The sequence below is a fragment of the Planotetraspora thailandica genome (genome assembly GCF_016863335.1).
Classification (GTDB): Bacteria; Actinomycetota; Actinomycetes; order Streptosporangiales; family Streptosporangiaceae; genus Planotetraspora; species Planotetraspora thailandica.
On record NZ_BOOR01000006.1, the window covers coordinates 1 to 13,186 of the forward strand.

The 13,186-nt window shown below is 69.0% G+C and carries 13 protein-coding genes; 12 read left to right on the top strand and 1 reads right to left on the bottom strand.

Annotated features, from left to right (window positions below):
• Positions 1-199: 199 nt before the first annotated feature.
• Together Pth03_RS41975 and Pth03_RS04115 are read left to right on the top strand one after the other, a co-directional pair.
• A complete protein-coding gene (locus tag Pth03_RS41975) occupies positions 200-1,726 on the top strand; it encodes an RNA polymerase sigma factor (protein WP_203942755.1) in 1,527 nt (508 codons plus the stop codon).
• A 177-nt stretch (positions 1,727-1,903) separates the two neighbouring features.
• Positions 1,904-3,058 (top strand): C40 family peptidase, encoded by a 1,155-nt coding sequence (locus Pth03_RS04115; RefSeq protein WP_203942756.1) that lies wholly within the window; start codon positions 1,904-1,906, stop codon positions 3,056-3,058.
• A 15-nt stretch (positions 3,059-3,073) separates the two neighbouring features.
• Here Pth03_RS04115 and Pth03_RS04120 read toward each other — a convergent pair whose 3' ends face one another.
• On the bottom strand, positions 3,074-3,592 hold the full coding sequence (locus Pth03_RS04120; protein ID WP_203942757.1) for an inorganic diphosphatase: 519 nt from the start codon (positions 3,590-3,592) through the stop codon (positions 3,074-3,076).
• An 86-nt stretch (positions 3,593-3,678) separates the two neighbouring features.
• Between Pth03_RS04120 and dacB the strand changes: the two genes are divergently transcribed.
• From dacB to folK, 10 genes are all read left to right on the top strand, one after another.
• Complete coding sequence (dacB, locus tag Pth03_RS04125; protein ID WP_239118741.1) at positions 3,679-5,058, top strand: D-alanyl-D-alanine carboxypeptidase/D-alanyl-D-alanine endopeptidase; 1,380 nt, start codon at positions 3,679-3,681, stop codon at positions 5,056-5,058.
• A gap of 76 nt (positions 5,059-5,134) precedes the next feature.
• Positions 5,135-6,202, top strand: a complete 1,068-nt coding sequence (locus tag Pth03_RS04130; protein ID WP_203942758.1) for an Rv3626c family coenzyme F420 biosynthesis-associated protein — start codon at positions 5,135-5,137, stop codon at positions 6,200-6,202.
• Between the two features lie 245 nt (positions 6,203-6,447).
• Positions 6,448-7,428 carry a tRNA lysidine(34) synthetase TilS gene (tilS, locus tag Pth03_RS04135; RefSeq protein WP_203942759.1) on the top strand — a complete coding sequence of 327 codons (981 nt, stop codon included), beginning with the start codon at positions 6,448-6,450 and terminating at the stop codon, positions 7,426-7,428.
• A gap of 12 nt (positions 7,429-7,440) precedes the next feature.
• A complete protein-coding gene (hpt, locus tag Pth03_RS04140) occupies positions 7,441-7,998 on the top strand; it encodes a hypoxanthine phosphoribosyltransferase (RefSeq protein WP_239118742.1) in 558 nt (185 codons plus the stop codon).
• 268 nt (positions 7,999-8,266) lie between these two features.
• The gene (gene ftsH, locus Pth03_RS04145) at positions 8,267-10,270 is read left to right on the top strand and encodes an ATP-dependent zinc metalloprotease FtsH (RefSeq protein WP_203942760.1); all 2,004 of its coding nucleotides are present in this window, start codon (positions 8,267-8,269) and stop codon (positions 10,268-10,270) included.
• Between the two features lie 2 nt (positions 10,271-10,272).
• Positions 10,273-10,857 carry a GTP cyclohydrolase I FolE gene (folE, locus tag Pth03_RS04150; RefSeq protein WP_373318488.1) on the top strand — a complete coding sequence of 195 codons (585 nt, stop codon included), beginning with the start codon at positions 10,273-10,275 and terminating at the stop codon, positions 10,855-10,857.
• A 154-nt stretch (positions 10,858-11,011) separates the two neighbouring features.
• Entirely contained in the window at positions 11,012-11,905 is an 894-nt protein-coding gene (gene folP / locus Pth03_RS04155; protein ID WP_239118743.1) for a dihydropteroate synthase, read from the top strand.
• Complete coding sequence (locus Pth03_RS04160; RefSeq protein WP_203942761.1) at positions 11,902-12,324, top strand: nuclear transport factor 2 family protein; 423 nt, start codon at positions 11,902-11,904, stop codon at positions 12,322-12,324. The genes folP and Pth03_RS04160 overlap by 4 nt, the downstream gene beginning before the upstream one ends.
• Positions 12,321-12,683, top strand: coding sequence for a dihydroneopterin aldolase (gene folB, locus Pth03_RS04165; RefSeq protein WP_203942762.1), 363 nt, complete (start codon positions 12,321-12,323; stop codon positions 12,681-12,683). Before Pth03_RS04160 ends, folB begins: the two co-directional genes overlap by 4 nt.
• Positions 12,680-13,180 carry a 2-amino-4-hydroxy-6-hydroxymethyldihydropteridine diphosphokinase gene (folK, locus tag Pth03_RS04170; RefSeq protein ID WP_203942763.1) on the top strand — a complete coding sequence of 167 codons (501 nt, stop codon included), beginning with the start codon at positions 12,680-12,682 and terminating at the stop codon, positions 13,178-13,180. Before folB ends, folK begins: the two co-directional genes overlap by 4 nt.
• Positions 13,181-13,186 lie beyond the last annotated feature (6 nt).

Genomic DNA, 13,186 nt, shown 5'->3' on the forward strand with positions numbered 1-13,186 from the left:
TGAGCCGTGAGCTGCCGGAATCGCGAGGGACACTCAGGGCTCGGGAGCCGTGAACATGAAATTTCCCAACTCCCCATGATTATCACGAAAAAACGCCCGAATACGGACGCGAATGTTCCGACAAATGCCGTCCGTGTAGTTATTTAATTTCGGGCGAATGGGTAGAGCTTTAAGTTACTGAGCCTTTACGCTCGGTGATATGAATGATGGCATCCTGGTCGAGGCGTTGCGGGCACGGGACCCCGGGGCGCTCGCCGCCCTCTATGACACGTATGCCGAACGCATCTATCAATACTGCCGTGCCATGCTGGGCAGCCCCGACGGCGCACAAGTGGCGTTGCGCGACACCTTCGTCTCGGCGGAGGCGTTGATCGGCTCGCTGGACGACCCCGAGAACTTCCGGCCCTGGCTGTATGCCCTGGCCCGTGGGGAGTGCCGGCGCCGCCTCGTGCCCGGCGACCTCTCCGCCGCCGTGGACACCGGCCCCGTCTCGACCGTCACGATGCCGCTGACCGATCCGGCCGACGCCGATCTGCGCGTCGTGGCGTGGAGCGCCGTCGCCGGGCTCGACCTGGCCGATCGCGAGGTGCTCGAGCTCACGACGCGCCACGGCCTCACCGGGGCGGAGCTGGCGTCGGTGCTCGGCACGGGCCAGCGGTACGCCGAGGCGTTGCGCGAGGCGGCCACCGAGCGGCTGCGGGACGCGGTCACCGCCGAGATCCTCGTCAGGGGCGAGCCGCGCGCGTGCGATCGCCTGGTCAAGGTTCTCGCCGGGTTCGACGGTGTGTTGTCGCCCGAGTTGCGTGACCGGGTGATCCGGCACCGGGCTCACTGCGAGATCTGCTCGCGGCGCGGGGTCAAGCAGGTCTCCGCGGCCAAGGTGTTCGGCATGCTTCCCCAGATCGCCATCCCGGGCTCGTTGCGGGTGCGCGTGCTGAGCTGCTTCATCGATCCCGAGCTCGTGCCGTACCGGCGGTTCGTCGCCCGCCGGGTCGGGCCGCTCGACATCTCCGGCTTTCCCCGGGAGGGAATCCGGGGTGAGGGCCGGGTGGCGCAGGCGATCGCCGGATCCATCGCCACCGTGGCGGCGGTGGCGGCGGTGGCGCTGATGTTCGCCCAGCTGTTGGGGGGACCGGAGGACCGGAGGGTCAACGTGATCACCCGGAGGGTGCCCACTCCCAGCGAGGCGGTCATGGCGAGCGGCACACCGACGGCGACGCCGCCGGGCGGGAAGCCGGTCCTCATCATGCCGGTGGCCGAGGACACGCCCATCGAGTCGCCACGGCCCCGCGAGATCGTGGCCGCGGTTCCCGGCCTGTCCGCCCCGCCGCAACCGGCTCCCGCGCCGCTTCCCGCGCCTTCCTGGTCGAAGCCGCCGATGTGGCCCCAGCCGCCGAGCAGGCCCACTCCCCGGCCGACTCCCCCGCCTGGGAGCCCCACGGTCCCGCCGCCGTACACGCCGCCGCCGTCTCCCACGCCGTCTCCCACGCCCCCGCCCACGGAGCCGACCCCGTCTCCCACGCCTCCGCAGCAGACGCCGACTCCCCATCCCTCGTTCCATCCCCATCCGCCGCGCCATCACGAGCGCGGCCACGGTCCCCGGCCGCGGCGTGAGCGGGAGCCCGACTGCGAGGAGACGCCCCCTCCCGGCGGTCAGAAGCCCTGGCCGCGTCCGCGCGACGACCGGAATCCACCGCCCTCGGCCGAGCCTCACGCCGCTTCGTAAGGTCATCCCCGGGGCGACGAACGGTCACGACCGTGCCCGCTTCCCCGGGGCGCGGCCCGTCCTTCCCTGTACATGCCGGGCGATCTACCCCATAACCAAATTACTTTCCGTGATTTAAATGTGTACGGAGAGTAATCGGTGGGAACTGAGGGAGGTGGAATTCAGGGAAGGGGTAGCATGCCACTCCTCAGAGCGTCGGGCCTGGTAGCAGGCTTGGGTTCAGGACTCGTCCTGACCCTCGGCTGCCCGGCCGCGGCGGATCCGAGACCCTCGGCGAATGACATCGCCAAGGCCAGGCAACAAGCTCATGACCGGGCTCAGCGGCTCGGTGACGCGGAGGCTGACCTAGCCGACGCCCAGGCCCAGCAGGACGACCTCGCCGCCGGCGCCGAGCAACTCGTCGAGGCCTACAACGGTGAGCTCGTCAAGCTGGAGAAGTCCCGGGTCGCCTACGAGCAGTCGGTCACCCGCGTCCAGCAGGCGGAGGCCAGATACGAACAGGCCCGGGAAGCCGCGGCGCGGGGGGCGGCGGAGGCCTACAACGATCTCGCCGCATTCCAACCGGCCGCCGCGCTGTTCTCCGTCTCCGGCGACTTCGGCGCCTATCTGCAGCGCGCCAGCATTCTCAGCCACCTGGACAGCGAGCAGGCCGTCACGTTGCAGCAACTGCGCGACGCCCAGGAGGTCTTCGGCATCCTGCGCAGCCAGGCCGCCCGCGACTACGAGCGGCAGCGCGCCACCTCCGAGCAGGTACGGGCCGCCAGGGACGCCGCCAGACAGTCGGTGGAACGTCAGGTCGCCGAGACCGAGAAGATCAGGCAGGAGAAGCTGCAGATCGCTCGCCGGCTCGACTCCGCCCGGTCGCGGGTCGCGCGGTTGCGCCAAGCCCGCGAGGTTGCCCGCTCCCACACCATCAGCAGCCGGGCAGGTCTGGCCGTACCGTCATGGGCCGGAGGCCTCGCGTCCGGAAGAGGCGGCAGGGCCGCGCAGTGGGCGCTCAAACAACTCGGCAAGCCGTACGTATGGGCGGCCGACGGGCCGTCGAGCTTCGACTGCTCCGGCCTGACCATGCGGGCCTGGCAGCGTGCGGGGATTTCACTGGACCACTGGACCGGCACGCAGTGGAGCTCGGGGCCCCACGTGCCGATCAGGAACCTTCGCAGTGGCGACCTGGTCTTCTACGGGCAGGTGACCCGCTATCCGGGCACGATCCACCACGTCGGGATCTACATCGGCCGGGGGCTGATGGTCCACGCCCCCCAGACGGGGGACGTGGTCCGCATCTCGAGCATCTGGCGCCGTGACCTGGTGGGGGCCACCCGGCCCCGGTAGTGCGGCGGCCGAGGTTCAGTGGCCGCCGTCGTGCTCCGAATCGCCGTGCTCCTCGGCGACCTCGGCCCGCTTGATCGAGGCCACGATCTCGGCCTCGGCCTCGGTCCGGCCGACCCAGTTCGCGCCCTCGACCGACTTGCCGGGCTCCAGGTCCTTGTAGACCTCGAAGAAGTGCTGGATCTCCAGCCGGTCGAACTCCGCGACATGGTGGATGTCACGGATGTGCTCCATGCGAGGGTCGGTGGCGGGGACGCAGAGGACCTTGTCGTCTCCGCCCTTCTCGTCCGTCATCCGGAACATGCCGACCGCGCGGCACTTGATGAGGCAACCGGGGAAGGTCGGCTCCTGGAGCAGGACGAGCGCGTCGAGGGGGTCGCCGTCCTCACCCAGCGTGTTCTCGATGAACCCGTAGTCGGCGGGGTACTGAGTCGACGTGAAGAGCATGCGGTCAAGGCGGATGCGGCCGGTCTTGTGGTCGACCTCGTACTTGTTCCGTTGCCCCTTGGGAATCTCCACGACAACGTCGAACTCCACTGCGGTTCCTCCGCTCAAGCCCCCGGTCTGCCCGGCTGGCGTTAATGTCTCGTATGCGTTTTATGGCTGGCGCGAATTGAGGTCTCGTGGTGCGACGTGAGCGATGGGTGGCCGTGGCCACGCTCGCCCTGCTGCAGATCTTCGTCGTCGTCGCGGGTATCTACCTGATAACCCACGACGTTCTGAAGAATCCGATCTCGGTTGCCACCCCGAAACCGGCCCCGACCCCGCTCGTCACCGCGGGTCCGGTTCTGGCCGCGGCGGGGGACGGGGCGCTCCCCGCCAAGGGTACTTTGACCAACCGGCTGGCCGTAGCGCTGGGTGACCCCTCACTGGGTAACCGCACCGGGGGTGTGGTTCTGGACGTGGCCACCGGGGCAACGCTCTTCGACGGGAACGCGGCCAAGCCCCTCACTCCGGCGTCGACGACCAAGGTCGTCACCGCCACGGCCGTGCTCGGCTCGCTCGGGCCCGACGCACGCCTGGCCACCACCGTCGTCAAGGGCGCGGGCAAGAACTCGATCATCCTGGTCGGAGGGGGAGACCCGACCCTGGCGGGCCCCCTGTCGGCGAAGGACAAGAACGCGTACCCGCGGCCCGCGTCCCTCACCACCCTCGCGATGAACACGGCCAAGGCGCTCAAAGCCGCGAAGATCACATCAGTGGACCTGTCGTACGACGCGTCGCTCTTCGCCGGGCCGACGACGGCGCCCGGCTGGAAGTCCAACTACGTGCCGGAGGGCAGCGTCGCACCGGTGACGGCGCTGACCATGGACGAGGGCCGCTCGTCCGCCGGCGGGCGATTCTCCGACCCGCCGCGGTCCACTGCCGAGGAGTTCGCGGCCAGGCTCAGGAAATACGGCATCAAGGTCGAAGCCGGTCTCTCCGAGGCCAAGGCGCCGGCGGGCGCGCGGGAACTGGCCCGCGTCGAGTCGCCGCCCGTGTACGCGCTGGTGGAGCACATGCTGACGGTCAGCGACAACGACCTCGCCGAGGCGCTGGCCCGCCAGGTCGCGATCAAGGAGGGTATGCCGCACACCTTCGTCGGCGAGGCCCAGGCCGTCGACAAGGTGCTGACCCGGCTCAAGCTGAACCAGGGAGTCGAGGTCCACGACGGCAGCGGCCTGTCGACGAAGAACCGCATCACCCCGGCCGGGCTGGCCCGACTCGTCGCCGCCGCCACGTCTCCCGCCAATCCCGAGCTGCACTCCCTCATCAGCGGACTGCCCGTCGCGGGCTTCACCGGCACCCTGGACGAAAGGTACGGAAGACGCGACTCGAAGGCCGGTGCCGGATTGGTCCGCGCCAAGACGGGCACGCTCACCGGCGTGAACACGCTGGCGGGCGTCACCTACACGGCCAACGGACGGCTGGTGGCCTTCGCGTTCATGGCGAACGGCGTATCCAACCCGGGTATGACGGTCGCCGCACTGGACGAGATGGCGACGATCGTCGCGCGGAGCTGATGGTGTCTGCTCATGTCAGCCGTGACCCGAGGCGCACCTCGCGCGGGCGGCGCGAGGAGAACGTACGGTGGTGGGTATGCAGGTGATCGACTGGGATCTGGCCGTCGCGACCGGCGTGCGTCTCGTGCGCCCCGGGCCGCAGGTGAGCCGAGAGGAGGCCCGCCAGGCGGTCACCGACCTCAGGAAGCTCTCGCGTGAGGCCGAGGGGCACGTGCGCGAGTTCACCGGCATCGACTCCGCCCCTCCGGAGGCGGCCACCGTCGTGGACCGGCCGGGCTGGATCCGGGCCAACGTCGACGGCTTCCGGGTGGTGCTTGAGCCGCTGACCGACAAGATGTCGAGCATGCCGCCGATCGTCAGTGCGGTGGGCTCGCGCATCACCGGCGTCGAGGTGGGCGCCGTGCTGGCGTTCCTGGCCTCCCGCGTGCTCGGGCAGTACGAGCTGTTCCTGCCGCCGGACCCCTCGGGGAACGCGCCGACGGGCCGCCTGACCCTGGTCGCACCCAACATCGTGCACGCGGAGCGGGAGCTCGGGGTGTCTCCGCGCGACTTCCGTCTGTGGGTCTGCCTGCACGAGGAGACCCACCGGGTGCAGTTCACCGGGGTCCCCTGGCTGAGGGAGTACGTCAGGAGCCAGATGACCGACTTCCTCCTCGCCTCCGACATGGACCTGACGACCCTGCTGGAACGGCTGCGCGCCGCCTCCGACGCGGTAGCCGACGCGTTCAAGGGCGGGGAGGGGAACCTCATCGAGGCGATCCAGACCCCCGAGCAGAAGGCCGTGCTCGACCGGGTCACGGCCGTGATGACGCTCGTCGAGGGGCACGGCGACTACGTCATGGACGCCGTCGGGCCCTCCGTGGTGCCCTCGGTCGCCGACATCCGGGCCAAGTTCCAGCGCAGGCGTGAAGGCGGGTCGAGGATCGACCAGCTCATCAGGCGTTTCCTCGGCATCGAGCTCAAGATGAAGCAGTACGCGGAAGGCTCGCGTTTCGTCAGGACCGTGGTCGACGAGGCCGGCATGGAGGGCTTCAACCGGGTGTGGACCTCGCCGGACACCCTTCCCGACCGGGACGAGATCGCCGATCCCCACGCCTGGATGGCCCGCGTGCTCGGCACGAAAGCCATAGAACCCGGCCTCTGACCCCCCCTTTTCCCCGTGATCATGCAGAAGTTCGCCGGCATGCCCTCTGACCTGCGACTCCTCTTGTCGTGATCATGCAGAAGTTCGGTGAAACGCCGCCCGACCTGGGCCTACTCCATTCGTGATCATGCAGAAAGGCCGGCCGCACCCCCGGGGCCGGCGCCGACGCTGTCGGTGATCATGCAGAAAGGCCCCAGACGCCCGGGGCGTTCCGTCATCACGCGCGGCATGGACAGAATGGCCTCATGGGCCCGCATCCCGCCGTCGCCGACGTGCGCCGTGCCGTACGGCAGTCGCTGGGGGATCTTCCGCCTGGCGCGCTGGTCCTCGTCGCGTGCAGCGGGGGGGCCGACTCACTCGCCCTCGCGGCCGCGCTCGGTTTCGCCGCACCCCGGATGGGGCTGCGGGCCGGGCTTCTGACCGTCGACCACCGCCTCCAGGACGGCTCGGCGGCTCGCGCGGCCGACCTCGTACGGCTCTCGCCCACGCTCGGCCTCGATCCCGCCGAGGCCCTGGAGATCACTGTGGGACGGGCCGGGGGTCCCGAGGCGGCCGCCCGTGATGCCCGTTATGCGGCCCTCTCGGCGGCGGCTCAGCGGCTGGGAGCCGCGACCGTACTCCTGGGGCACACGATGAACGATCAGGCCGAGACCGTGCTCCTGCGGCTGGCTCGGGGCAGCGGCAGCCGCTCCCTTGCCGGCATGCCGGAAATTTCCGGCATCTATCGTCGTCCGCTGCTCCAACTCAGCCGTAAGAGGACGAGGGAGGCGTGCGCGGCGCTCGGGCTCCGGCCGTGGGACGACCCGCACAACACCGACCCCGCCTACACCAGGGTCAGGGTCAGGCACGACGTGCTTCCTGTGCTCGAAACCGCCCTGGGGCCGGGGGTGGCCGAGGCGCTCGCCCGTACGGCTCGGCTGTGCCGGGACGACGCCGACGCCTTGGACACGTGGGCCGACTCCGTGTACACGGCCTCGTGCGGCCCGGACGGTGGGCTGGCGGTCGCCGCGTTGGAGGGAGTGCCGGCGGCGGTGCGGCGGCGGGTGATCCGCCGGGCCGCGGTCTCCGCGGGCGCGTCTGCCTCGGCCCTGGCGGCGGTGCACATCGACGAGGTGGAACGCCTGGTCACCGAGTGGCGGGGCCAGAAGGCCGTACACCTACCCGGGGGGGTGGGCGCCGTGAGGCGCTATGGCACCCTGATATTCGCCGTCGACAACCTCTCTTAAGGAAAATCCCAGGTGGATGCAGCCGACATGGGCAAGGACCTCTCGAGTGTCCTCATTCCGGAAGAAGATCTTCAGGCCAAGATCAAGGAGCTTGCCGGGCAGATCGACGCCGACTACGCGGGCAAGGAGCTGCTGATAGTCGGTGTGTTGAAGGGCGCCGTCATGGTCATGGCGGATCTGGCCCGCGCGTTGCACGTCCCCGTGCGGATGGACTGGATGGCCGTCTCCTCCTATGGGGCGGGGACCAAGTCGTCCGGCGTCGTCCGGGTGCTGAAGGACCTCGACACCGACATCGCCGGCCGGCACGTGCTGGTGGTCGAGGACATCATCGACTCGGGGCTCACCTTGTCCTGGCTTATGAACAACCTGAAGTCGCGTAATCCGGCGTCGGTGGAGATCTGCACCTTGCTCCGCAAGCCGGAGGCGGTAAAAGTGCCGATTGACGTGCGCTATGTCGGTTTCGACATCCCGAACGAGTTCGTCATCGGCTACGGCCTCGATTACGCCGAGCGATACCGTAATCTGCCCTTCATCGGGACGCTCTCTCCTCATGTCTACGGCGGGGAGTAAGCCCTTAGCGAAGCGCCGGGCCAGGTGGGTGTTATTCGCTCCCAGGTAGGGGAACACGGGAACGGCTGACGTACGTTGGAAGGGCAAGCCGGATTCGCACGGGCAGTTACCGCCTGGGGCGGCCCGGTGTACCTTCGGAGATCCGTAGGGTGCCTTCTGGTTACCCGCGGGTAGTCAGAAGGAGCGGCAAGGATGCCGCGACCCCGGGGTCATCCCGGGGGCCAGGCCTTGGTCAGGAAGGGACGGGCCCGCCGGGGTTCCGCAACGGATGGATCTCAAGCGATTTACACGTGGGCCACTGCTGTGGATCCTGGGCATCGTCGTGCTGCTCCTGCTCGTCACCACGATGTTCAACGGTGGCAACAACTACACCACCGCTGACACGTCGACCGTGGTGCAGCAGATCCAGCAGGGCAATGTCAAGAACGCGACCGTGGTCGACAAGGACCAGCGGGTCGAGTTGACGCTGAACAAGCCGATCCAGGTGGCCGGCAAGTCGACCGACCGCATCCAGGCTTCCTGGGTCGAGGGCCAGGGCGTCAAGCTGACGGACGCCCTGACCGCGGCCAATCCTCCCAAGGGCTGGACGGCTGAGGTTCCCAAGGAGAACTTCCTCGTCAGCCTGCTGTTCAGCTTCCTGCCGATCATCATCATCGTCCTGATCTTCCTGTTCATCATGAACCAGATGCAGGGCGGCGGCTCCCGGGTGATGAACTTCGGGAAGTCGCGCGCGAAGCTGATCACCAAGGACACCCCCAAGACGACGTTCGCCGACGTCGCCGGTGCGGACGAGGCCATCGAGGAGCTCCAGGAGATCAAGGAGTTCCTGCAGGCCCCGGCCAAGTTCCAGGCGATCGGCGCCAAGATCCCCAAGGGCGTCCTGCTGTACGGCCCGCCCGGAACCGGTAAGACGCTGCTCGCCCGGGCCGTCGCCGGCGAGGCGGGCGTGCCCTTCTACTCGATCTCCGGTTCCGACTTCGTCGAGATGTTCGTCGGTGTCGGCGCCTCCCGTGTCCGCGACCTGTTCGAGCAGGCCAAGGCGAACGCCCCGGCGATCATCTTCATCGACGAGATCGACGCCGTCGGACGGCACCGCGGCGCCGGCCTCGGCGGTGGCCACGACGAGCGCGAGCAGACGCTGAACCAGCTGCTCGTCGAAATGGACGGCTTCGACGTGAAGGGCGGCGTGATCCTCATCGCCGCCACGAACCGGCCCGACATCCTCGACCCCGCTCTGCTGCGTCCCGGCCGTTTCGACCGCCAGGTCGTGATCGACCGGCCCGACCTCGAGGGCCGCAAGGGCATCCTGCGGGTGCACGGGCGCGGCAAGCCGTTCGCCCAGGACGTCGACCTCGACGTGATCGCCCGCCGTACGCCGGGCTTCACGGGCGCCGACCTGGCCAACGTGATCAACGAGGCCGCCCTGCTGACCGCGCGTCAGGACCAGAAGCTCATCACGATGAACACCCTCGAGGAGTCCATCGACCGCGTGATGGCCGGTCCCGAGCGCAAGTCGCGGGTCATGTCGGACGAAGAGAAGAAGATCATCGCCTACCACGAGGGCGGGCACGCCCTGGTGGCCCACGCGCTTCCCAACTCCGACCCGGTTCATAAGATCACGATCCTGTCCCGCGGCCGCGCCCTCGGTTACACGATGACGTTGCCGATGGAGGACAAGTTCCTCGCGACCAGGTCGGAGATGAACGACCAGCTCGCCATGCTGCTCGGCGGCCGCACGGCGGAGGAGCTCGTCTTCCACGAGCCCACCACCGGCGCGTCCAACGACATCGAGAAGGCGACCTCGATCGCCCGCCGCATGATCACTGAGTACGGCATGAGCGAGAAGCTCGGGGCACGCAAGTTCGGCAGCGGCAACGGCGAGGTCTTCCTCGGCCGTGAGATGGGCCACGAGCGCGACTACTCCGAGCAGATCGCCTCGACGATTGACGAAGAGGTCAGGCGGCTCATCGAGTCGGCGCACGACCAGGCGTGGGAGATCCTCGTCCAGTACCGGGACGTGCTAGACAACCTTGTGCTCGAGCTCATGGAGAAGGAGACCCTCTCCAGGGAGCAGGTGCTGCAGATCTTCGCCCCGGTCGTGGTGAAGGAGAAGCGCCCGTCCTACGCCGGATACGGCAAGCGTCTGCCGTCCGACCGCCCTCCGGTCATCACGCCGAAGGAGCGGGCCAACGGCAACGGCGCCGCGCTTCCCGCCGGCAGCCCCGCCTTCGGCGCGGCCAACGAGCAGCAGAACCAGCGGGACGAGGCCTGACAGTGGCTCGCCCCACCCCGCAGTTCGATCACGGCAGGATTGAGAAGGCCGTTCGCGAAATCTTGTTCGCGATCGGTGAGGATCCGGACAGGGACGGTCTGCGGGACACTCCCGCTCGCGTCGCCCGAGCCTACGCGGAGCAGTTCGCGGGGCTCGGGCAGACGCCCGAAGACGCCCTGACCACGATGTTCGACGCCGACCACGACGAGATGGTGCTGGTGAAGGACATCGAGGTCATGTCCACCTGCGAGCACCACCTGCTGCCCTTCCACGGCGTCGCCCACATCGGCTACACGCCCAACGAGAAGGGCCAGATCACCGGGTTGTCCAAGCTGGCCAGGCTGGTGGACGTCTACGCCCGCCGCCCCCAGGTTCAGGAGCGGATGACCTCCCAGATCGCCGACGCCCTGATGCGGGTGCTCGAGCCGCGCGGAGTGATCGTCGTCATCGAGGCCGAGCACATGTGCATGACCATGCGCGGCGTGCGCAAGCCCGGCGCCAAGACGCTCACGTCGGCCGTCAGGGGTGACTTCCGTACGAGTGAGGCGACCCGCGCCGAGGCGATGTCCCTGATCCTGCGCGGCTGACCGCGGGCACGGCTCGATTCGTTATGGCGCAGGCCCCACCCATGCGACTGATCGCGACCTGCCAACACCTAGGCTTGGTGGCGAGCGAAGCGCGTGAGCCGATGGACCCCGGGGCCACGGTCATTCGCCGACGAGCCGTAGGCGAGGAGGGGGAATGACCACACGACACGTGCGGGGCATGCCCGAGTCCGGTCGCTGCCTGGTCATGGGTGTGGTCAACGTGACCCCTGACTCGTTCTCGGACGGCGGCCAATGGTTCGACGTGGACACCGCGATCAGGCACGGCCTCAGCCTTGTCGCGGAGGGCGCCGACATCGTGGACGTGGGAGGGGAGTCGACCCGGCCCGGGGCGGCCCGGGTGTCGCTCGACGAGGAGTTGCGCCGGGTGGAACCGGTGATCCGCGCTCTGGCCCAGGAGGGTGTGGCGGTCAGCGTCGACACCATGCGGGCCGAGGTGGCCGAGGCGGCCGTCGAGGCGGGGGCCAAGCTGGTCAACGATGTGAGCGGCGGCCTGGCCGACCCCGCGATGCCGCGGGTGGTGGCCGCGACCGGCGTGCCGTACGTGGTCATGCACTGGCGGGGGCACAGCCGTGACATGGACAGCCGCGCGATGTACACGGACGTCGTGACCGAGGTCGCCGAGGAACTGCGTAAACGCGTCGACTCGGTGCTCGCCGAGGGCGTCTCCGAGGACCAGATCGTGCTCGACCCCGGCCTGGGCTTCTCCAAGCAGGCCGAACACAACTGGGCTCTGCTCGCGCACATCGGCACGCTGAACGAACTGGGTTACCCTCTGATCATCGGCGCGTCCAGAAAGCGCTTTCTTGGCCGCCTGCTGGCGGACGCCGACGGCACGCCCCGGCCGTTCAGCGGCAGCGACGACGCGACGCTCGCGGTCACCGCGCTGGCCGCCCAGGCGGGTGCCTGGTGCGTCCGGGTACACCACGTCGCGGCCAACGCCGACGCCGTGCGGGTGGCCGCCGCGTGGACGGCTGCCACCGAAGGGCATGCCGGATATTCCGGACACGTCGACAAAGGACGCGGATGAAGGACATCGAGGAGCTCAACGAGGCGTTCTACAACGCGATCGAGAGTGCCGACCTCGACAAGATGTCGGAGATCTGGGTCGAGGACGTCGCCGACCGGGTCGCGATGTGCGTGCATCCCGGCTGGCCGATGCTCAGCGGCCGCTCCGAAGTGCTCAGGTCATGGGCCCTGATCATGGCGAACACGCCGTACATCCAGTTCGTGCTGACCGACGTGCAGACCACGGTCGTGGGGGACGTCGCGGTCGTCACGTGCGCGGAGAACATCCTGACGGCGGCCGACACCGACGAGCCAGGGTTCGCGGCCGGGCGCGTCGTGGCCACCAACACCTTCCTGCGGACGTCGGCGGGCTGGCGGTTGTGGCTTCACCACGGCTCTCCTGTACTTCAGGGTGACGACGACGAGGAAGAGGAGCCGTGAGCGACACCGTACGGCTGGCGGGGCTGCGGGCACGGGGACGGCACGGGTGCCTTCCCGCTGAGCGGGAGCTGGGCCAGGAGTTCGTCGTCGACGTGACGTTGTCCCTGGACACCGCTCCCGCGGCGGCCGGCGACGACCTGACCAAGACGGTCGACTACGGCGCGCTGGCGCTGGAGCTCGCGCGGGTGGTCGAGGGCGAGCCGGTGAACCTGATCGAGACGCTCGCCGAGCGGCTTGCGGCGGTCTGCCTGGTCCACGACCTGGTCGAGGAGGCGGAGGTCAGCGTGCACAAACCCGCGGCGCCCATCCCGCTGCCCTTCGACGACGTGGTGGTGACGATCAGGAGGGGCCGCGCATGAGGGTGGTCATCGCGCTCGGCAGCAATCTCGGCCGGCGGCTCGACTACCTCCAGGGCGCCCTGGACGCGCTTTTCGAGGCTCCCGGGCTCACGTTCGTCGCGGTCTCCCCGGTGTACGAGACCGACCCCGTGGGCGGTCCGGAGCAGGACGCCTATCTGAACGCCGTCGTGGTCGCCGAGAGCGTGCAGAGCCCGCGCGCGCTGCTCGAACGGGCGCACAACATCGAGCACGTCTTCGGCCGTGAGCGGCTCGAACGCTGGGGGCCGAGAACCCTCGACGTCGATCTGATCATGATGGGAGGCGTGGTCTCCGATGACCCGGAGCTCACCCTGCCCCATCCGCGTGCGCACGAGCGGGCCTTCGTGCTCGTCCCCTGGGCGCAGGCCGACCCCGCCGCAGTCCTTCCGGGGCACGGGCCCGTCGCCGACCTGCTCGCGGGCCTCGACCGCTCCGGCGTACGGCCACGCCCCGACCTCTCCCTGGAACCCCCCGCCTGACGAGGA